Here is a 19,437-nt window from a genome sequence, read left to right as displayed (position 1 = left end):
AGCCACCGATGCGAATGTCCCCGGCCGTGTTGACCTGTGTGCTCACCCTGCTGACCGGCCTGGCGCAGGCGCAGCAGGCCGTGCCGGCAACGGCGACGACCACGCCGACCGGGCAGGACGGCACCGCCGCGAGCGCGCCGCCCGCACCGGCAGCGATGCCGGCCGGCAGCACCCGCACCTCCAGCCTGCGCGAGCTCGGCATCGACTACGAGATCACCTTGCGCGGCGTGCAGGGCAGTGCCGGCGTGCCCTTCAGCGTGCGCAGCGACGAGATCGTCACCGCCGCCACGCTCAACCTCAAATACAGCTATTCGCCCGCGCTGCTGCCGGACCTGTCGCATCTGAAGGTCACCATCAATGGCGTCACCGTGGGCACCTTGCCCGCCGACAAGGCCAATGCCGGCAAGCTGCTCTCGGCCGATCTGCCGATCGACCCGCGCCTGGTCACCGATTACAACCAGCTCAACCTGCAGTTGATCGGCCATTACACGCGCGAGTGCGAAGACCCGGACCACAGCAGCCTGTGGGCGAATGTGGACGCGGCCACCAGCCTGTCGCTGACCACCACGCCGCTGGCGCTGGCCAATAACCTGGCGTTGTTGCCGGTGCCGTTCTTCGATGTGCGCGACACGCGCCGGCTGGAATTGCCGTTCTACTTTCCGCAGCGCCCGGACAACGCCACGCTGCAGGCGGCCGGCGTGGTCGCCTCGTGGTTCGGCGCCCTGGCCGGCTACCGCGGCGCGCTGTTCCCGGCCTCGACCGAAGCGCTGCCGGCCACCGGCAACGCAGTGGTGTTCGCCACGCCCAGCACGCTGCCTGAGCAGTTCGCCACCGCCGACAGTGGCGTGGCCGATATCCGTGGCCCGACCGTGGCAGTGGTGGTCAACCCGACCGATCCCAACGGCAAGCTGCTGCTGGTGCTCGGCCGCAACAGCGAAGACCTGCAACGCGCCGCCACCGCGCTGGCCTTGCGCGCGCCGTTGACCGGGGCGGTCGCCCGCATCGGCGAGATCAGCGCGCCGGCGCCGCGTCAGCCGTACGACGCGCCCAAGTGGGTGTCCAGCGAGCATCCGGTGCGCTTCGGCGATCTGGTGACCCAGCCCGGCCAGCTCAATGTCAGCGGCTATCATCCGGACCTGATCCGGATCGGCCTGCAGTTGCCGCCGGACCTGTTCGTGTGGGAGCGCGACGGCATTCCGGTCGCGCTGAAATACCGCTACACGGTGCCGGACGTGGATAACAAGTCTGCGCTCAACGTCAGCATCAACGAGTCGTTCGTGACCACGCTGCCGCTGACCGGCCGCCCGTTCGCCGAGTCCACCCCGAGGCGCTGGTGGAACAGCCTGGGCGCACGCGGCAGCATGCCGGTGCATCAGGATCTGACATTGCCGGTGGGTGCGTTCTCGGCCAACAGCCAGTTGCGCTTCCACTTCTTCTTCGATCGCCCGCAGGGTGAAGAGTGCAAGAACACCTTCCCGGACGTGTCCGGCGCCATCGATGCCGATTCCAGCATCGACCTGAGCGGCTTCCACCACTACATGGCAATGCCGAACCTGGCCGCGTTCGCCAATGCCGGTTACCCGTTCACGCGCCTGGCCGATCTGTCCGAATCCACCATCGTGCTGCCCGACAATCCGGGCGACCAGGACCTGAGCAATGTGCTGACCCTGCTTGGCCGCTTCGGCGCCTCCACCGGGTATCCGGCGCTGCATGCGCAGATCGTCGGCGCCGGCGCGGTGCAGCAACACGCCGACCGCGATCTGTTGCTGCTCGGCAGTGCGCAGTCGCAGCCGCTGTTCAAGCAGTGGCGCGCACAGCTGCCGGTGGGCCAGGACGGGCAGGCGACCCGCTTTGCGCTGACCGATTGGGTGCTGGAAAAGCTGCCCGGCTTCCTGTCCTTCGACGCGCGCCGCACCGACCTGCCGACCACCGCGGAAATCGCCCTGCAACCGCAGCCGGACGATGTGCTGTTGATGGGATTCGAATCGCCGTTGAAGTCCGGCCGCAGCGTGGTCGCGTTCCAGAGCGAAGACCCGGCCAACATGAGCCGGCTGTTCGATGCCTGGTTCGACCCGACCCTGCTCAAGGACTTCCAGGGCAGCGTGGTGTTGCTGCAGCAGAAAAAGGTCATCAGCCTGGTCGGCAACCAGACCTACTACGTCGGCCATCTGCCGCTCCCGACCTGGTTGCGCTGGTACTTCTCGCACCACCCGGTGTGGCTGGCGTTGACCGTGGTGCTGCTGGCGCTGTTGCTGGCGCTGGCCGCGCGCGTGCTGCTGCGCCGGCATGCCGCCGAGCGGCTCGCCGACGGCGGCAGCGCATGAGCGCGCACGACAGCGCCGCAGCGATGACACGCCGCAGCCTGCTGCGCGCCGGTGCGCTGGCCGGCCTGGCCGCGCTGCTGCCCACGCGCGCAGCGGCGGCGGCTGGCCAATGCGGGCCGTGGCCGCTGTGGAATGCCTTCGTCGACAAGCACATCCAGCCCGACGGGCGGGTGGTGGATTTCCTCAATCCGGACCAGCGCTCGACCTCCGAAGGTCAGTCGTATGCGCTGTTCTTCGCCCTGGTCAACAACGACCAGGTGTTGTTCGAGAAGGTGCTGGGCTGGACCCGCCACAATCTGTGCGGCGGCCGCCCGGACCTGAACCTGCCGGCGTGGTTGTGGGGGCGCGATGGCAGCGGCAGCTGGCGCGTGCTCGATGCCAATACCGCCAGCGATGGCGAGCTGTGGATTGCCTACGCGCTGCTGGAAGCCGGCCGGCTGTGGAGCCGGCCCGGTTACGGCAAGGCCGGCCAGCAGATCCTGCAACTGATGCGCCAGCAGGAAGTGGCCACGCTGCCGGGCCTGGGCGCGATGTTGCTGCCCGGCCGCACCGGCTTTGCCGAGAAGCAGCGCTGGACGCTCAATCCCAGCTACCTGCCGATCCAGGTGCTGCGGCGCTGCGCCAACGCCGACCCCAAGGGGCCGTGGGCGGCGATCGCCAGCAATGCCGCGCGCGTGTTGCGCGAGAGCGCGCCGGTGGGCTTTGCGCCGGACTGGACGGTATGGGATGGCGAGCGCTTCAGCCCCGATCCGAAGCGCGGCAACGTCGGCAGCTACGACGCGATCCGCGTGTATCTGTGGGCCGGCATGCTCGATGCCGGCGAGCCGCTGCGCAGCGGCTTGCTGCGCGACCTGTCCGGCCCGGCCGACCTGCTCGCCGCACAGACCCCGTTTGCGGAAAAGATCGACACCGCGCGCGGCGTGGGCAGCGGCGCATTGCCGGTCGGGTTTTCTGCCGCGCTGCTGCCCTACCTGAGTGCGATGGGCCAGCCCGCGCTGCTCAAGGCGCAGGCGCAGCGCGTTCCCGCAGCCGCGCAAGCCGCAGCCGCTGCGCTGCCGTACTTCGAACGCACGCTGGCCCTGTTCGGACAGGGCTGGCTTGAGAACCGCTACCGCTTTGCCGCAGACGGGCGCCTGCTGCCCGCCTGGAGAACGCCTGCATGCTCCGCAAAAAACTGACCCCGCTGTACCTCGTCGGCATGATCGACCTGTGCCTGCTCGCCTCGCCGGTGCAGGCGCAGACCAGCGCCACCCAGCAACTGGTCGGGCAGGGCAATTACTGGCACGACCAGGGCCGCGACGATCTGGCCGCCGACACCTGGCGCAAGCTGCTCGGCGTCGATCCGGATCAGCCCGACGCCTTGCTCGGCCTGGCGCAGATCGATCTGGCGCAGGGCCGTCAATCCGAAGCACGCAAGCGCCTGCAGCAACTCGACGCCGCACACCCGCAATCGCCGCAGGCACAGCGCCTGCGCGTGGCGATCGGCGCCCGTGGCAGCAGCGCTGCCGGCGAAGATCCGAACCTGCGCAACGCACGCCGCGCCGCCGCGGCCGGGCGCTATGTGGAAGCCGCGCGCAATTACGAAGCGCTGTTCGCCGGCAAGCCGCCGCCGCCGGCGTTGGCGCTGGAGTACTACCAGTCGCTGGCCGGCACCCCCACCGGCTGGGAGCGTGCGCGCGACGGCCTGCAACGCCTGCAATCCAGCGAACCGGGCAACCCGTCCGTGCAACTGGCGCTGGCGCAGGTGCTGAGTTACCGCGAACCCACCCGCCGCGACGGCATCGCGCAGCTGCGCACGCTGGCGCAACGCGCCGATGTCGGCGGGCCGGCGCGCACCAGCTGGCGCCAGGCGCTGTTGTGGCTCAACGCCGGCATGGCCGATGCGCCGCTGTACCAGGCATTCCTGGCCGGCACCCCGGCCGATGCGGAAGTCACCGCCAAACTCGGCCAGCTGCGCGAACAACGCAGCGCCGCCGCCGCCGCGCCGGCCGACCCCAATGGCGTGCTGCTGGGCGAAGGCTTCCGTGCGCTGGGCGCCAACAATCTGGGCGCTGCCGAACAACGCTTCATGCAGGTGTTGCGCGCACGTGCGCGTGATCCGGAAGCGCTCGGCGGCCTGGGCTCGGTGCGCCTGCGTCAGCAGCGCTTTGCCGAAGCGCAGGAGCTGCTGCGCCCGGCCGCGGCGAATAACGGCAAATGGAAAGGTGCGCTGGATAGCGCGCGCTACTGGCTGCAGCTGCAGCAGGCCGAGGCCGCACGCACACGTGGCGATCTGGCCCAGGCGCGCCAGCTGGTGGAGCAGGCGGTGCAGCTGCTGCCCAACGAGCCGGCCGCGCAGGTGGCGCTGGGCGGCTTGCAGGCCGCCAGCGACCCGGCCGCCGCCGAGGCCAGCTACCGCAAGGCGCTGTCGCACGACGCCGACAATGCCGGCGCGCTGCAGGGCCTGGTCGGTTTGTACAGCCGCCAGGGCCGCATGCAGGAAGCCAGCGACGTATTCAATCGCCTGCCTGCCGCAGAGCGTGCCAAAGCCGGCGGGCAAGCCCTGCTGCGTTCCAACGTGCAGCGCGCGCGCGCCCGCCAGGCGCTGGAAGCCGGCGATGCGGTCAGCGCGCAGACCGAGCTGGAAGCGGCGATGGTCGAGCGCCCGGGCGATGCCTGGATCCGTCTGGATCTGGCCCGCCTGTACCAACAGGCCGGCCGCCCCGACCAGGCCCGCAGCGTGATGGATGGCCTGCTCGCCGTGCATGGCGACCAACCCGAAGCGCTGCAGGCCAACGCCTTGCTGGCGCAGGAAAGCGGCGACTGGCAGGGCGCCTACGACAGCCTGGAGCGCATTCCGGTCGCCTCGCGCACGCCGGAAATGGCCCAGCTGCGCACCACCGCCTGGATCGAACTGCAGGCGCGTCAGGCACGCTTGCTGGTGGAGCAGGGCCGGCCGGGCGACGCGCAGCAGTTGCTGGCGCGCACCGAAACCGCGCTGGGCAATCAGCTCGACGACCCGCAGTTGCTGGCCGCACTGGCCGGCGCGCATGCCGATGCCGGCAACGCCACGCGCGCGCTGACCCTGGCCCAGCGCCTGGTCACCGGCGCCACGGTGCGCAGCGAAGATCGCCTGCAATATGCCGGCGTGCTGCTGCGCGCGCACCAGGACGCCGAACTGTCGGCGGTGCTGCGCCAGTTGCAGGCCACCACCCTGACCCCGGAACAGCTGCGTCGTTATCAACGCCTGCGCAGCGCCTACACGCTGCGCCAGGTGGATGCGCTGCGCGAACTCGGCAACCTGGAAGGCGCCTACGACGCGCTGTCGCCGATCCTGGCCCAGCAACCGGACAGTCGCGATGCGCAGGCCGCGCTCGCGCGGCTGTATGCCGCCTCCGGCGACCAGCGTCAGGCGCTGGCGATCTACCAGCAGATCCTGCAGCGTCATCCCGACGACCTGGACACGCTCACTGCCGCCGCCAACAGCGCGGCCGCGCAGTCGGACCTGCGCAATGCCGAGCATTACCTGCAACGCGCGCTGGCGCAGGCACCGGAGTCGCCGGAGGTACTGGCCGCGGCCGGCCGCGTGTATCGCAGCGCCGGCAAGAACCGCAAGGCCGAGCAGTATTTCCGTGCCTCGCTGGCCGCCCAGCAGCGTCAGGCCGGGCAACTGGACAATGGCCTGCCGTCCGCGCGCGGTCCGTCCGCGGTCGCGTCCTCCAGCCGCCCGCTCAATCCGTTTTCCGGCATGACCGGCGGCATGCCGCGCTCGCCGGCGGTGTTGTCCGAGCGCATGGATGCCGGTAGCGCCTATGGCGACGTGGCGGTTGCACCGGTTGCACCGGCTGCAGCGTCGCCGGGCTCTGCACGGTTCGCCACTGCCGCGCCGGTCGGTGGGTCTGCCGACAACGGCGGCGATACGTTGTCGCCGCCGGTCAGCGCCGGCGCTGCGCCCGCCATGCTGCCGGTCTCCAGCGGCCGCATGCGCGGTTCGTCGCGCGGCGACGGGCTGCTTGCCGCGCGCGCAGTCGCACCGATCGCCGCAGACGCCGGTCCACGTCTGACCAAGCCCGCCGCACAGGCGTTGCCGCCGCTCGGCAGCGGCAACGGCGTGCTCGACGAGTTGCGTGCGGTGCAGTCGGAAAACAGCGACAACCTCGCCGGCGGCGCGTTGTACCGCTCGCGCGATGGCGAAGACGGTTTGGGTCGCCTGGACGATATCGAAATGCCGGTCCAGGCCGAGTTCGCGGTCGGCGACGGCAAGCTCGGCGTCACCCTGACCCCGACCATCGTCGATGCCGGCACGCTGACCACCGATTACGTCGCCGCCAGCCGCTTCGGCAGCGGCCCGCAGACCGCCATCAACGATGCGCTGGCGGCCGATCGCGGCCCGATCGATACGCTGGTCAGCTCGTCGATGTACCAGTTGCTCGCCACCGAAGGTGACACCGCCGCCACGCGTGAACGCCTGCGTCGCTACGCCTTGAACACCGGCCTGTTCAACGACCTGCTGGTCGAGAACAACAACAGCAATGCCGCCGCCGTGGCGGCGCTGGCCAACGAACCGTTGCCGGCCTACCTGCTCGGCATCAACGCCTCCAACACGCCGATCGCCCAACTGGCGCGCGACATCCTCGGCAACGCCGCGCTCAGCGAACAGCTGGCTGCCGGCGATGCGGCCGCGTTGCGCGCGCTGGCCGGCAGCACGGCCGCCGCACAACAGACCCCGACCGGGCTGGCCGCCACGCTCAATAGCATGGCCGCCACCGGCAACGGCACGCGCCGGCTCAGCCAGGACGACACCGGGGTGGGCGTCGGCGTGCGCTATCGCAATGGCGGGTTCAGTGCCCACATCGGCAGCACCCCGATCGGCTTCCAGGAACAGAACCTCATCGGCGGCGTCGGCTATCGCGGCGAGCTTGGCGATGCGGTGAGCTGGTCGGCCGAAGCCTCGCGGCGCGCGGTCACCGACAGCGTGCTGTCGTTCGCCGGCGCGCAGGATGCACGCAGCGGCCGCGAATGGGGCGGGGTGACCAGCAATGGCGTGTCGTTGTCGGCCACTGCCGACAATGGGCTGCTGGGCGGTTATGCCAATCTTGCCGCGCACCGTTTGCTCGGCAACAACGTCGCCGACAACGACCAGCGCCAGCTCGACCTGGGCTTCTACGTGCATGCACTGGAAACCCGGCACCAGTCGCTGACGGCCGGCATCAATCTGACCGCCATGCAGTACGACAGGAACCTCAGCGGCTTCACCTACGGCCATGGCGGTTACTTCAGCCCGCAGGAGTATGTGGACCTGGGTTTCCCGGTGCACTGGAGCGGCCGCAGCGCCGGCCAGACGGTCAACTGGAAGGTCGATGCCAGCATCGGCGTGCAGCACTTCAGTACCGACGCCTCGCCGTATTTTCCGACCGATCCCACCCTGCAGCAGGCCGCCTACGATGCCGCCTCGCTGGCGGCCTTGCTCGGGCTGGTCAACCGCTACACCGACCCGGTGTATGCGGGCGAAACCCGCACCGGCGTGTCCTACAACCTCAGTGGCGCGGCCGAATGGCAGGTGGCGCCGCAGCTGTTCCTGGGCGGGCGCATGACCTTCAACAATGCGCGCGACTACAACCAGTTCAGCAGCAATCTCTATCTGCGGTTCGTGATGGATCGGCTGGGTGCGGCACTGGGTCGCGCACCACAGGTGCTGACTTCGCCATACGCTGCCGATCGTTGAGGACAAGGCAGACCGACTGCGCGGCCCTCTGGCTGTGGCGGTTGGTCTGCGCTGTGGTGGGTGTCTCTGGCCGGCGTTTTGCTGCGCGCTGTACACGCATGCTGACGCGCGCGCGCCCTCGGTGGGGTGTGGACATCGCCGCGCGTGGCGCAGCTTGAACAGTGTGAGCACGGATAAACGAACGGCGCCTCCCGGCGCCGTTCGCATTGCATCGATTAACGCAGACTGCGCCTGTTGTTACGGGCGCACCTTGGTGGCACAGACAAACACCGCTGCCTGTTGAATGCGGCTGATCGCACCCTGGTTCTGCAACTCGCGTGCGTGCTCGTCCATGCAGGTCAGGTACCCCAGACGGTTGCCGGCATTCTGCGACTTGCACAGGCTGTTTTCAGCCGAGATGTTCGCGCCGGGAATCAGCCCGCCGGTCTCCAGCGTCGGCACCAGCGTATTGCAGTTGCCCAGCTTGGCCAGCCCGCGATTGAGTGTCCAGCCGATATCGGCAAACAGCGCCGGGGTCAGGTCGATGTTCAGATGCGCCTGCACTTCCGGCGTATCGAACGGTTCCATCAACGCGTTCGGCTGCAGGTCGGTATCGAAGTGCGAGAACGTCGACCCGCCGGCCACCACGCTGGGCGAATACAGCCGCGTGCGGCCCGCGGTATCGGTGCCCTGCAACAGCTCGGGGTCTTCGTACAACGCCGCCACCACTCCGGCGCTGCCCTTCAGCCGCGCGCCATCGGTCTGCGACACCATGATCGCCGGGATGGTGATGTCGGTGATCGGCGGGGCGGCATTGCCCATCGTCTGCACGCCGGCCGCGTTGTTGGCCACGATCACGCCCACCGCACCGTTGAGCTGTGCGTTCTTGACCTTGATCGCGAACGCGCAGGTGCCGCGGTCGATCAGCGCCACCTTGCCGGCCACCTCGGCCGCGTTGACGAACGGCGTTTCGCAACCATCGCTGGCCGATGCGGCAGCCACTCCGTCGTTGACCGTCACCACTGCGCGGGCCGGGAAATTGGCCGCCGTGGCCAGCGGCCCGAAGCTGGCAAAGCCCACCTCGAACTTGCCCGCCGCGCTGGCCGGTGCGCTCACCTGCAACAGGGTGCGCGGATCCAGGATCAGCGCCGCCTCGCGGTTGACACGCGTGCCGGCCCACACCGTACGCCCCGGCGTGCGCATCGCTTCGGCACGCAGCGCGTTGGTCATGGCCGGATCGTCGAAGCGCTTGTTCTGCACGTTGTCGAAGGCCTGCGCGGTGTAGACGTCGGTCAGGCCGCTGCCCGAGCCGAGCACGCCGGTGGTCTTGTTGAGGAAGCCCGCCGCACCCAGGCCGTGGCCGATCTCGTGCATCACCACGTTGAGGAAGTTGATCTGGCCTTCGGGCGTCTTGCCGTCCAGGCCCAGGTACCAGCCCGAGCCGGCCAGGCAGTCGGGCTTGCCCAGATCCCCGTTGAATTGCGAGAACACGTCGGCCGGATCGCTGGGATCGGGGACCAGATCCTGCCCGGCGATCGCGTCGCCCAGCGCGGATGGATACAGCGTATTGGGCTTGGAACCGGGGAAGTCGTTGACGATCCAGTTCGGGCCGGCCTGGCCCAGCGTGCCGCCGGTGGCGGTACAGGTCAGCCGCGCGAACGAGGCATACACCTTGATCTCGACGTTGCTCTGCAGCACCGCGCCCCACAGGTCCATCGCGTACTGGTAGGCGATGCGACGCTGCTCGCCGACCGAGCGCCCGGGGTTGCCGCCCAAGGGCGCTGCGCTGGTGGGGTCGTTCAAGCCGACGCTGGTGCCGGCATCGCCATTGATCAGCGTGACGTTGGCGGCGCTTGCATGCAGCGGCGCGATGGCCGCAGCCACGGCCAGGGACAACAGCAACAAGGGCTTATTCATGCGGCAGCGCTCCGTGCTCGGCGTGGGCGGGTTGGGTGTCGGCGTCTTCGCTGTGCTCGATGACGATGCGGCCATCGGCCTGACGGGTCGCCATCAGCGAGCTCATCTGCGTGGCCGGCAACTTGCGCGCCACGGTGCCGTTGGGCAGGCGTCGCTCGGTCGCGCGTGCGGCCGATTCGGTCTGCGGAACCGCAGTGCGGGCAGCGCTGCTGCGGGCAGCCGACGCGGCCTGCTGATCCAGCGCCGCGCTCTCGGCGTCGGTCAGCGGGCGCAGCTTGCCGGTGACGGGATCGATACCCACCTTGGAACTGCTGGTTGCAGCCTCTTGCGCCACGGCCAGGGCCGGCAGGCAGACGACACACAACACACCGGACAGCATCCATCCGGGCTTACGAAAGCTCATCATCGTTGGGGTTTCCTTGAGTCCAACAGGGAAAAGGGACGCCGTGCAGACACCGGCATCGGGGGAATCCTTCCGTTTCAGTCTGTTCATGACTGAATCATGAATCCGTGATGTGTGTCAATCTTTTGACATATTGGCCGCTGAATGCGAAGCGAGAGCCTGAAACGGTTATCGCCGCACTTGCGTTGGGGAATTTCCGGGAATTGCAGCGGCATCGGGTATCCGGATCGGACAGATTTTTGACGCGAGCCGACCGGGCCGGAAGCCTCTCTTCTCTCATCGGTAGAAGGTGCCCCAGCCAAGATCCGGACGACTCATTTCCCTGCTCCCATCGGGAGAGGTGCCACGAAGGGGCGGATGAGGGGTCGTGCGAAGCCTGGTGGAGGTTGAGAGCAGGGATTCGGGTGCACCTGAGCTTCGCCCCGTACCCTCGCCCCAACCCCTCTCCCGGGGGGAGAGGAGCTTTTATTCCACCGCGGCCAGTGGCCTGGTCTGCGCAAGTAGCGCGGCCGCAGCAACGTGCGCAACCCGTGCGTTAATGCGCATCGGCATCGGCATCGGCATCGGCGCGGGCTGCGCTTACGCTGCGCTGGCTCTGCACGCTGCGCGCCATTCGACCGCAGCGCGTTACAGTCTTGACCACTCCGCGCACCAGGTTCCCATGCACGCCGTCATCTATCACAACCCCAATTGCGGGACCTCCCGCAATACGCTCGCCCTGATCCGCCACACCGGCATCGAACCGCAGATCGTCGATGACCTGCAGCACCCGCCCACCCGCGAAACACTGCAGTCCCTGATCGCCGCCGCCGGCATCCCGGTTCGCGCGGCCATGCGTCAGAAAGGCACCCCGTATCTGGAACTGGAACTCGACGATCCCGCGCTGGACGACGCAACGTTGCTGAGCGCAATGCTCACGCATCCAATCCTGATCAACCGCCCCTTCGTGCAAACCGCATTGGGGACGCGCTTGTGCCGCCCCTCCGAACGCGTGCTCGACCTGCTGCCGCCCGCGACGAGCGGTTTCGTCAAGGAAGACGGCGAACGCGTGCTGGACGATGCCGGGCAACGCGTAACGGGCTGATAGACAGATACCCGAAACACGCAGTCATCCCACATCAAACGCAGTCACCTCAGATCAAGATGCGAAACGCCAAGCAGCGCCACTGACGCCCCAGCGACCAATCCCTAATTCCCGTTCCCGACTCCCGACTCCCGACTCCCGACTCCCCAACCTCACCCCCACCTACCGCACAGGTCTTAGAATCGCCGCAACGTTTCCCGGGAGCAGTCAGATGATTCGCGAGATTATCCGCATGGGCGACAAGCGCCTGCTGCGCGTGGCGCCGCCGGTGACCAACCTGGGCAGTGCCGAGTTGCGCGCGCTGGTGGCCGACATGTTCGAGACCATGGACGATGCGCGTGGCGTTGGCCTGGCCGCACCGCAGATCGCGGTGGACCTGCAGCTGATGGTGTTCGGCTTCGAAGCCAGCGAACGCTATCCCGATGCACCGGCGGTGCCGCGCACCGCGTTGGCGAATGCGCAGATCGAACCGCTGTCGGAGGAGATGGAAAACGGCTGGGAAGGGTGTCTGTCCATTCCCGGCTTGCGTGCGGTCATTCCGCGCTATCGCCACATTCGCTACCGCGGCTTTGCGCCGGATGGCAGCCCGATCGAGCGCGAGGCCGAAGGCTTCCACGCACGCGTGGTGCAGCACGAGTACGACCATCTGGTCGGCCGCCTGTATCCCTCGCGGATCGAGAACTTCGCCACCTTCGGCTTCGAAGACGTGCTGTCCTACGACCTGTAGGCCATCGGTCGCAGCTGCACCCGTATGTGACAAGGGCGCCTTGCGGCGCCCTTGTCGTGCTTACTTGAGCGCCTTGAAGCGCAGACGCTTGGGACCTGCGTCATCGCCCATGCGGCGGCGCTTGTCTTCTTCGTACTCGCGGTAGTTGCCTTGGAAGAACTCCACGTGCGAGTCGCCTTCGAACGCCAGGATGTGCGTGGCGATGCGGTCCAGGAACCAGCGGTCATGCGAGATCACGAAGGTGTTGCCCGGGAACTCCAGCAACGCATCTTCCAGCGCGCGCAGGGTCTCGATGTCCAGGTCGTTGGACGGTTCGTCGAGCAGCAGCACGTTGCCGCCCTGCAGCAGGGTCTTGGCCATGTGCAGACGACCGCGCTCACCACCGGACAGCGAGCCGACCATCTTCTGCTGGTCCTGGCCCTTGAAGTTGAAGCGGCCGATGTAGGCGCGCGACTGGATCTCCACGCCGTTGATGTTGAGGATGTCCAGGCCGCCGGCAATCTCCTGGAACACGTTGTGGTTGCCTTCCAGCTTGTCGCGGCTCTGGTCCACGTAGGACAGCTGCACGGTCGGGCCGACCACGATCTCGCCGGAATCGGGCTTCTCCGCGCCGGTGATCATCTTGAACAGGGTCGACTTACCGGCACCGTTGGGGCCGATGATGCCGACGATGGCGCCGGGCGGCACGATCATCGACAGATTGTCGATCAGCAGGCGGTCGCCGAACTTCTTGGAGACGTTCTTGAACTCCATCACCGCATTGCCCAGGCGCTCGCCCGGCGGGATGAAGATCTCGTTGGTCTCGTTGCGCTTCTGGTAGTCCACCGACTGCAGTTCTTCCAGGCGGGCCAGACGCGCCTTGCCCTTGGTGCGGCCGCCCTTGGCGTTCTGGCGCGACCATTCCAGTTCCTTCTGGATCGCCTTCTGGCGCGACTTTTCCTGGTTGTCTTCCTGCTTGAGGCGCTCGTCCTTCTGGGTCAGCCAGTCGGTGTAGTTGCCCTTCCACGGAATGCCGCGGCCGCGGTCCAGTTCCAGGATCCACTCGGCGGCGTTGTCGAGGAAGTAGCGATCATGCGTTACCGCCACCACGGTGCCGGTGTAGCGCGCCAGGAACTGCTCCAGCCATTCCACCGATTCGGCGTCCAGGTGGTTGGTCGGTTCGTCGAGCAGCAGCATGTCCGGCTTCTGCAGCAGCAGCCGGCACAGCGCCACGCGGCGCTTTTCGCCACCGGACAGCTTGCCGACCACCGCGTCCCACGGCGGCAGGCGCAGCGCATCGGCGGCCACGTCCAGCTGGTTTTCCAGGGTGTGCGCATCGCCGGCGGCCAGGATCGCTTCCAGGCGTTCCTGTTCCTTGGCCAGGGCGTCGAAATCGGCGCCTTCCTCGGCATAGGCCAGGTACACCGCATCCAGCGCGGCCTGGGCCTGCAGCACGTCGCCCACGCCTTCCTCGACCGCTTCGCGCACGGTGTGCTCGGGGTTGAGCTGCGGTTCCTGCGCCAGGTAGCCGACCTTGATGCCGGCCTGGGGACGGGCTTCGCCCTCGAAATCGGTATCCACGCCGGCCATGATCTTCAGCACCGTGGACTTGCCGGCGCCGTTCAGGCCCAGCAGGCCGATCTTGGCGCCCGGGAAAAAGCTCAGCGAGATGTCCTTGATGATCTGCCGCTTGGGCGGGACCACCTTGCTGACGCGGTTCATGGTGTAGATGTATTGCGACATGGGTGCTCCGTGGACGCAGGCAGCCCACCGGCCGGGGCCGGAGGCAGCGGAAAAGGGATTGCGCCGATTATACGGGCAACCGGCCTGGCTCGCGGCGGCGCGTCGGCAGCTAAACGGCAGCTTACCTTCCACCTGAATGGGCGTTTTCGTAATCGATTCCAGCAAGAATGCGTTAAGGCGGCCAGCGCCTTAATGAAATTGCGACATCGCAGACAGGAGCAATCCCATGAACCGCAAACGCATCGTGACTGTTGTGCTTTCCTCCATCCTGGCGCTGGGCTCCGTGGCCCCGGCAGCGTTTGCCGACGACTGGGGCCGCGGCCACGACCGTCGTGGTCATGATCGCGACGATCGCCACGACCGCGATCACCGTGGCAATTGGCGCAACGACCGCCGCGACTGGCATGACGAGCGCCGGGCCGACCGCCGCGATGACCGCCGTTACTACAGCAACGGCTACCGCGAGGGGTATCGCGATGCCCGTTATCAGGACCGTCGCTACGACCGCAACCGGGTCTATGTCTACGATCGCCCCGGCTACTACCGCGCCGGCCCGCCGCCGCGCCCGTACTGGGCCCGCGGCCAGCGCTACCACGGCCCGGTCTACGTGATCAACGACTACGATCGCTACAACCTGCGCCGCCCGCCGTATGGCTACCGGTGGCAGCGCGACAACACCGGCAATCTGCTGCTGGTGGCCATCGCCACCGGTGTGATCGCCGACCTGGTGCTCAACAACTAAGCCTGTCTACCGTCCGGGTCAGGCCTGGGTAGGCAGGGAACCCGCAAAGGCGCACTCCGGTGCGCCTTTGTCGTTCAGGACGGAACCCGCAATGGCGCGCCCGGCCTGCGCCCGCGTCTCAATTGGTCACCTGTCCATGCGGGGGCTTACAATCTGCGCCCCTACTGGCAACAGCTGCCCCGGAGCTCTGCATGTTCTCGCGCGACGTCCGACTGGAAACCTACGACCCCGAACTGGCCCAGGCCATCGCTGCTGAAGCCGGCCGCCAGGAGGATCACGTCGAGCTGATCGCCAGCGAAAACTACTGCAGCCCGCTGGTGATGGAGGCCCAGGGCAGCCAGCTGACCAACAAGTACGCCGAAGGCTACCCGGGCAAGCGCTACTACGGCGGTTGCGAGTTCGTCGACATTGCCGAGCAGTTGGCGATCGAGCGCATCAAGCAGGTGTTCGGCGCCGATTATGCGAACGTGCAGCCGCATAGCGGCTCGCAGGCCAACCAGGCGGTGTATCTGGCGCTGCTGCAGCCCGGCGACACCATCCTGGGCATGAGCCTGGCCCATGGCGGCCACCTCACCCACGGCGCCAAGGTCAACGTCTCCGGCAAGCTGTTCAACGCCGTGCAGTACGGCGTCAACGAGCAGGGCCTGATCGACTATGACGAAGTCCAGCGACTGGCCACCGAGCACAAGCCGAAGATGGTCGTGGCCGGGTTCTCGGCGTATTCGCAGAAGATCGACTGGGCGCGTTTCCGCGCCATCGCCGACAGCGTCGGTGCGTATCTGTTCGTGGACATGGCGCATGTGGCCGGCCTGGTCGCCGCAGGCGTGTATCCGAGCCCGCTGGAGCATGCGCACGTGGTCACCTCGACCACGCACAAGACCCTGCGCGGCCCGCGCGGCGGCATCATCGTGGCCAAGGGCGCGAGCGAAGAGCTGCAGAAGAAGCTGCAGTCGATCGTGTTCCCCGGCATTCAGGGCGGCCCGCTGATGCACGTGATCGCGGCCAAGGCGGTGGCGTTCAAGGAGGCGCTGGAGCCGGAATTCAAGACCTACCAGCAGCAGGTGGTCAAGAACGCGCAGGCGATGGCCAACACGCTGATCGCGCGCGGCTACAAGATCGTGTCCGGCGGCACCGAAAATCACCTGATGCTGGTGGACATGATCGGCCGCGACGTCTCCGGCAAGGACGCAGAGGCCGCGCTCGGCAAGGCGCACATCACCGTCAACAAGAACTCGGTGCCCAACGACCCGCGCTCGCCGTTCGTCACCTCCGGCCTGCGCCTGGGCACCCCGGCAATCACCACCCGCGGTTACCTGGAGCAGGACAGCATCGACCTGGCCAACTGGATCGCCGATGTGCTCGACGCCCCCAGCGACGAAGCGGTGCTGGCCAAGGTCCGCGACGCGGTGACCGCGCAGTGCAAGAAGTATCCGGTGTATGGCTGAGGTGCCGGGATTGGTGATTCGGGATTGGGGATGCGCGGTAAGCGCGTCCTTGCTCCTGCTGTTGCCAATCCCTAATCCCCACTTCCCAATCTCGGCGACCTGATGCACTGCCCCTTCTGCCAGCACAACGACACCCGCGTGATCGATTCGCGGGTGTCCGAAGACGGGACGACGATTCGTCGGCGTCGCGAGTGCGAGGCGTGTGGCGAGCGTTTCAGCACCCTGGAGACGATCGAGCTCAAGCTGCCGACCGTGGTCAAGAGCGATGGCGGGCGCGAGGCGTTCGATGCGCGCAAGCTGCGCACCAGTTTCGACCGCGCGCTGCAAAAGCGCCCGGTGTCCGAAGAGCAGATCGAAGCGGCGGTGCGCGCGGTGGTGCATCAGTTGCGCATGTCCGGCGAGCGCGAGGTGGGCTCGCTGCGGGTGGGCGAATACGTCATGGTCGAGCTGCGCAAGCTCGATCATGTGGGCTATGTGCGCTTCGCCTCGGTGTACCGCAGCTTTCAGGACGTGGCCGATTTCCGCGAGGAAATCGAAAAGCTTGAGCGCGAGCTCCCGGTCGGCATCGAGCAGTTGCCGTTGCTGGAAGCGGCCCTGGAGCGCGCCGGCAAGCCCGGCAAGCGGTGAGCGCCATGCGCATCGCGTGCGTGGCCGACACGCCGCAGCTGCTGCCCGCCATCGCGCAGGCGCATCTGCAGGCCTTCGGCAGTCTGTTGCCGGACTGGAATTTCGATCAGGCCTTGAGCGAGTTGCGCAGCCACACCCGCGACGGGGTGATCCCGACCACGTGGGTGACGCTCGATCAGGCGCAGTGGCTCGGGTCGGTCAGCCTGCTGGAAAACGACGATTCGCGCATTCGGCAATGGTCGCCATGGCTGGCGTCGCTGTACGTGCAGCCGCAGGCGCGCGGGCAGGGCATCGGCGAGGCGCTGGTGACGCACTGCGTGCAGGCCGCCGCGCGCATGGGCGTGCCGGCGTTGTACCTGTATTGCCAACCAGTGCTGGTGCCGTTTTATCAGCGGCTGGGCTGGCAGACGCATGCAGAATTACTGCTGGGGCCGATGCAGATCGTGGTGATGTGTATCGAACCGCAAGCGGCAACGCAATGAGCGCAACGGCCGACGACCATCGCTGGATGGCGCAGGCATTGCGCCTGGCCGAGCGTGGCGCCTACACCACCCGCCCCAATCCGATGGTTGGCTGCGTGATCGTGCGCGATGGCGTATGCGTGGGCGAGGGCTTTCATCAACGTGCCGGCGGCCCGCATGCGGAAGTGTTCGCGCTGCGCGCGGCCGGCGCGCTGGCGCGTGGCGCCACCGCCTACGTCACGCTGGAGCCGTGTGCGCACTACGGACGCACGCCGCCCTGTGCGCTGGCCTTGATCGATGCCGGCATTGCGCGTGTGGTTGCGGCGATGGCCGACCCGTTTCCGCAGGTCAACGGCGGCGGGTTTGCGTTGCTGCGCGAGGCCGGGATCGAGGTGCTGAGCGGCGTCCTGCAGGCACAGGCGCGCGCGCTGAATCGTGGGTTTCTGTCACGGGTGGAGCGTGGGCTGCCGTGGTTGCGGGTCAAGCTCGGCGCCAGCCTGGATGGGCGTACGGCGCTGGCCAGCGGTGAATCCAAGTGGATCACCGGAAGTGACGCGCGCGCAGACGTGCAGCGCTGGCGCGCGCGTGCGGGCGCGATCCTCACTGGTGCGGGCACGGTGCTGGCCGACGACCCCTCCATGACGGTGCGGCTGGGCGATGACACGCCGGTCGTGCCGCCGCTGCGCGTGGTGCTCGATGCCGGGCTACGGACGTTGGCATGCAGGAACCTGCGTCAGGGCGATGCGCCCACGCTGTATCTGCATGGCGAGGATGTCGCCGCGCCGTCGCTGGACGATGCGCAGTTCCTTGCGATGCCGTTGCAAGCCGGCCGCTTCGATCTGGCGGCTGTGTTGGCCCTGCTTGGCGAGCGCGGCATCAACGAGGTGCATGTGGAAGCCGGCGCAACGCTGGGTGGTGCGCTGCTGCAGGCCGGCCTGGTCGACGAACTGCTGGTCTACATGGCGCCGGTACTGCTGGGCGATACCGCCAGGCCGCTGCTGGCCGGGCTGGGCATCGGGACGATGGCGCAGCGCGCTGCGTTGCAGCTGCTGGATGTGCGCCAGCTCGGTCAGGATCTGCGTCTGCGCTATACGCCGGTTGTTGCCGGGTGAGCGCTGCATGGCCCGCGCGATACCGCGCAGCTGTGCTGTTGTGCGCATGAAAAAGGCCCCGCATGCGGGGCCTTGGTGTATCTGAGTCGCCTCGATCAGAAGCTCGCGCGCACGCCGACCTTGTACTGGTTGGCGTTGTCGACGAACTGCGCTTCGGCGACCAGGCCCCAGGTGCGGGTGAAGTTGACCTGACCACCCAGGGTGCCGACGAACTCGCCTTCGTCCACGTCGCTACCGTCGATGTAGCCGGCCTTGATCCAGGCTTCGGTCCGCGGCGAGGGCTTGCCGCGCAGGCCCAGGTTGGCGAAGCCCAGGTTGGTCGAATCGGATGCCTTGTCGATCGAACGGCCGCGCAGGCGCAGATCGGATTCGACCTTGGTGCGCAGCACGCTGATGTCGGCGGTGAACTCGACGCGCTCGGTCATTTCCTGGCGGTAACCGATACCCGCCGTGGCCTGCTGCAGGGTGCCGTCGATCACGAAGCCGCTGCCGAGGTTGTAGTCCTTGGTGGCACGCTCGTAGCTGGCCAGCAGGTAGACCGGCTGGGCAATCTGCCAGGAGCCGCGGATGTAGCCGCCATCGATGTCGTCGGACGCGTCGTTGACGTTGATTTCGGTCCGGTTCCAGCCGCCTTCGACGTAGGAATAGCTCAGGCCTTCGGCCGATGCGGCAAACGGTGCGGCGGCCAGCAGGGCAGCCAGAATCAGGGTGTTACGCATTGGATGTCTCTCTCCGAATTGATGTCCGTGTCTCCGTCCCTTTGCGGGAGGGAAAAAAGCGACGTCTCCCGTCGCGGCGCGTAAATTAACAGATCCTTCACAATCCTGGCTATGGGGGATTTCCCCACATGACGCAGTGTCCTGCCAGCCTTGGCCCACGCTCAGCCATCGCGCCGATGTGCCCTGTTAGACTTTGCGCACCGGTTCGCCGGTACTCACGAACGTCTTCAGGGCGGGGTGCGATTCCCCACCGGCGGTAGGCATGCGCAAGCATGCGAGCCCGCGAGCGCTTGCACTTCAGGGTTGAGCGGATCCACGCGAACCCCTGCTGCGCAAGGTCAGCAGATCCGGTGCGATGCCGGGGCCGACGGTATAGTCCGGATGAAAGAAGACGGCCAACGCGCAGCCTTGCGGCTGTGCGCGCGCCTGTTTGCCTTGTGGCGTTTTTCGCTCAACTCCTGCGAGAAACGA

At 67.4% G+C, this 19,437-nt stretch carries 14 protein-coding genes and 1 riboswitch; of the genes, 10 read left to right on the top strand and 4 right to left on the bottom strand.

The features are described from left to right. Window positions 1–8: 8 nt before the first annotated feature. From bcsB to ABQ039_RS16290, 3 genes are read left to right on the top strand one after another with little or no spacing between them, the layout of a single operon-like run. Window positions 9–2,324 (top strand): cellulose biosynthesis cyclic di-GMP-binding regulatory protein BcsB, encoded by a 2,316-nt coding sequence (gene bcsB / locus ABQ039_RS16300; RefSeq protein WP_349778331.1) that lies wholly within the window; start codon window positions 9–11, stop codon window positions 2,322–2,324. Next, window positions 2,321–3,502 carry a cellulose synthase complex periplasmic endoglucanase BcsZ gene (gene bcsZ / locus ABQ039_RS16295; protein WP_260297863.1) on the top strand — a complete coding sequence of 394 codons (1,182 nt, stop codon included), beginning with the start codon at window positions 2,321–2,323 and terminating at the stop codon, window positions 3,500–3,502. Before bcsB ends, bcsZ begins: the two co-directional genes overlap by 4 nt. Next, window positions 3,484–8,028 (top strand): cellulose synthase subunit BcsC-related outer membrane protein, encoded by a 4,545-nt coding sequence (locus tag ABQ039_RS16290; protein ID WP_349778330.1) that lies wholly within the window; start codon window positions 3,484–3,486, stop codon window positions 8,026–8,028. The genes bcsZ and ABQ039_RS16290 overlap by 19 nt, the downstream gene beginning before the upstream one ends. 237 nt (window positions 8,029–8,265) lie before the next feature. On the opposite strand, the gene ABQ039_RS16285 is transcribed toward ABQ039_RS16290, so the two are convergent. Both ABQ039_RS16285 and ABQ039_RS16280 read right to left on the bottom strand, forming a co-directional pair. After that, the gene (locus ABQ039_RS16285) at window positions 8,266–9,924 is read right to left on the bottom strand and encodes a PA domain-containing protein (RefSeq protein ID WP_046344304.1); all 1,659 of its coding nucleotides are present in this window, start codon (window positions 9,922–9,924) and stop codon (window positions 8,266–8,268) included. Continuing rightward, window positions 9,917–10,330: a post-PEP-CTERM-1 domain-containing protein gene (locus ABQ039_RS16280; protein WP_024940595.1), complete on the bottom strand. Its 414-nt coding sequence runs from the start codon at window positions 10,328–10,330 to the stop codon at window positions 9,917–9,919. The genes ABQ039_RS16285 and ABQ039_RS16280 overlap by 8 nt, the downstream gene beginning before the upstream one ends. A 658-nt stretch (window positions 10,331–10,988) precedes the next feature. Here ABQ039_RS16280 and arsC point away from each other — a divergent pair. After that, the gene (gene arsC, locus ABQ039_RS16275; protein WP_349778405.1) at window positions 10,989–11,411 is read left to right on the top strand and encodes an arsenate reductase (glutaredoxin); all 423 of its coding nucleotides are present in this window, start codon (window positions 10,989–10,991) and stop codon (window positions 11,409–11,411) included. 211 nt (window positions 11,412–11,622) lie between these two features. Further along, a complete protein-coding gene (gene def, locus ABQ039_RS16270) occupies window positions 11,623–12,138 on the top strand; it encodes a peptide deformylase (protein ID WP_046344300.1) in 516 nt (171 codons plus the stop codon). A 60-nt stretch (window positions 12,139–12,198) separates the two neighbouring features. On the opposite strand, the gene ettA is transcribed toward def, so the two are convergent. Continuing rightward, entirely contained in the window at window positions 12,199–13,860 is a 1,662-nt protein-coding gene (gene ettA, locus ABQ039_RS16265) for an energy-dependent translational throttle protein EttA (RefSeq protein WP_024940592.1), read from the bottom strand. Between the two features lie 226 nt (window positions 13,861–14,086). Here ettA and ABQ039_RS16260 point away from each other — a divergent pair, with 226 nt between their 5' ends. The 5 genes from ABQ039_RS16260 to ribD all read left to right on the top strand — a co-directional run bounded on the left by ABQ039_RS16260 (window position 14,087) and on the right by ribD (window position 18,247). Then, complete coding sequence (locus ABQ039_RS16260) at window positions 14,087–14,602, top strand: RcnB family protein (RefSeq protein ID WP_054592507.1); 516 nt, start codon at window positions 14,087–14,089, stop codon at window positions 14,600–14,602. Window positions 14,603–14,793: 191 nt separating this feature from the next. Continuing rightward, complete coding sequence (gene glyA / locus ABQ039_RS16255; protein ID WP_046344297.1) at window positions 14,794–16,047, top strand: serine hydroxymethyltransferase; 1,254 nt, start codon at window positions 14,794–14,796, stop codon at window positions 16,045–16,047. 102 nt (window positions 16,048–16,149) lie between these two features. Next, a complete protein-coding gene (gene nrdR, locus ABQ039_RS16250) occupies window positions 16,150–16,674 on the top strand; it encodes a transcriptional regulator NrdR (RefSeq protein WP_006453216.1) in 525 nt (174 codons plus the stop codon). After that, on the top strand, window positions 16,671–17,156 hold the full coding sequence (locus ABQ039_RS16245) for a GNAT family N-acetyltransferase (RefSeq protein ID WP_349778329.1): 486 nt from the start codon (window positions 16,671–16,673) through the stop codon (window positions 17,154–17,156). The genes nrdR and ABQ039_RS16245 overlap by 4 nt, the downstream gene beginning before the upstream one ends. Next, a complete protein-coding gene (gene ribD, locus ABQ039_RS16240) occupies window positions 17,153–18,247 on the top strand; it encodes a bifunctional diaminohydroxyphosphoribosylaminopyrimidine deaminase/5-amino-6-(5-phosphoribosylamino)uracil reductase RibD (protein ID WP_349778328.1) in 1,095 nt (364 codons plus the stop codon). Before ABQ039_RS16245 ends, ribD begins: the two co-directional genes overlap by 4 nt. A 95-nt stretch (window positions 18,248–18,342) precedes the next feature. On the opposite strand, the gene ABQ039_RS16235 is transcribed toward ribD, so the two are convergent. Next, entirely contained in the window at window positions 18,343–18,966 is a 624-nt protein-coding gene (locus ABQ039_RS16235) for a hypothetical protein (RefSeq protein WP_024940587.1), read from the bottom strand. Window positions 18,967–19,185: 219 nt separating this feature from the next. Beyond that, window positions 19,186–19,363, top strand: a riboswitch (FMN riboswitch). The last annotated feature ends 74 nt before the right edge of the window (window positions 19,364–19,437 follow it).

The organism is Xanthomonas sp. WHRI 6108 (assembly GCF_040202385.2).
GTDB classification, from domain to species: Bacteria; Pseudomonadota; Gammaproteobacteria; order Xanthomonadales; family Xanthomonadaceae; genus Xanthomonas; species Xanthomonas arboricola.
The sequence above is the reverse complement of the archived record's forward strand: the minus strand, read 5'-3'. Positions and strand labels throughout refer to the sequence as shown.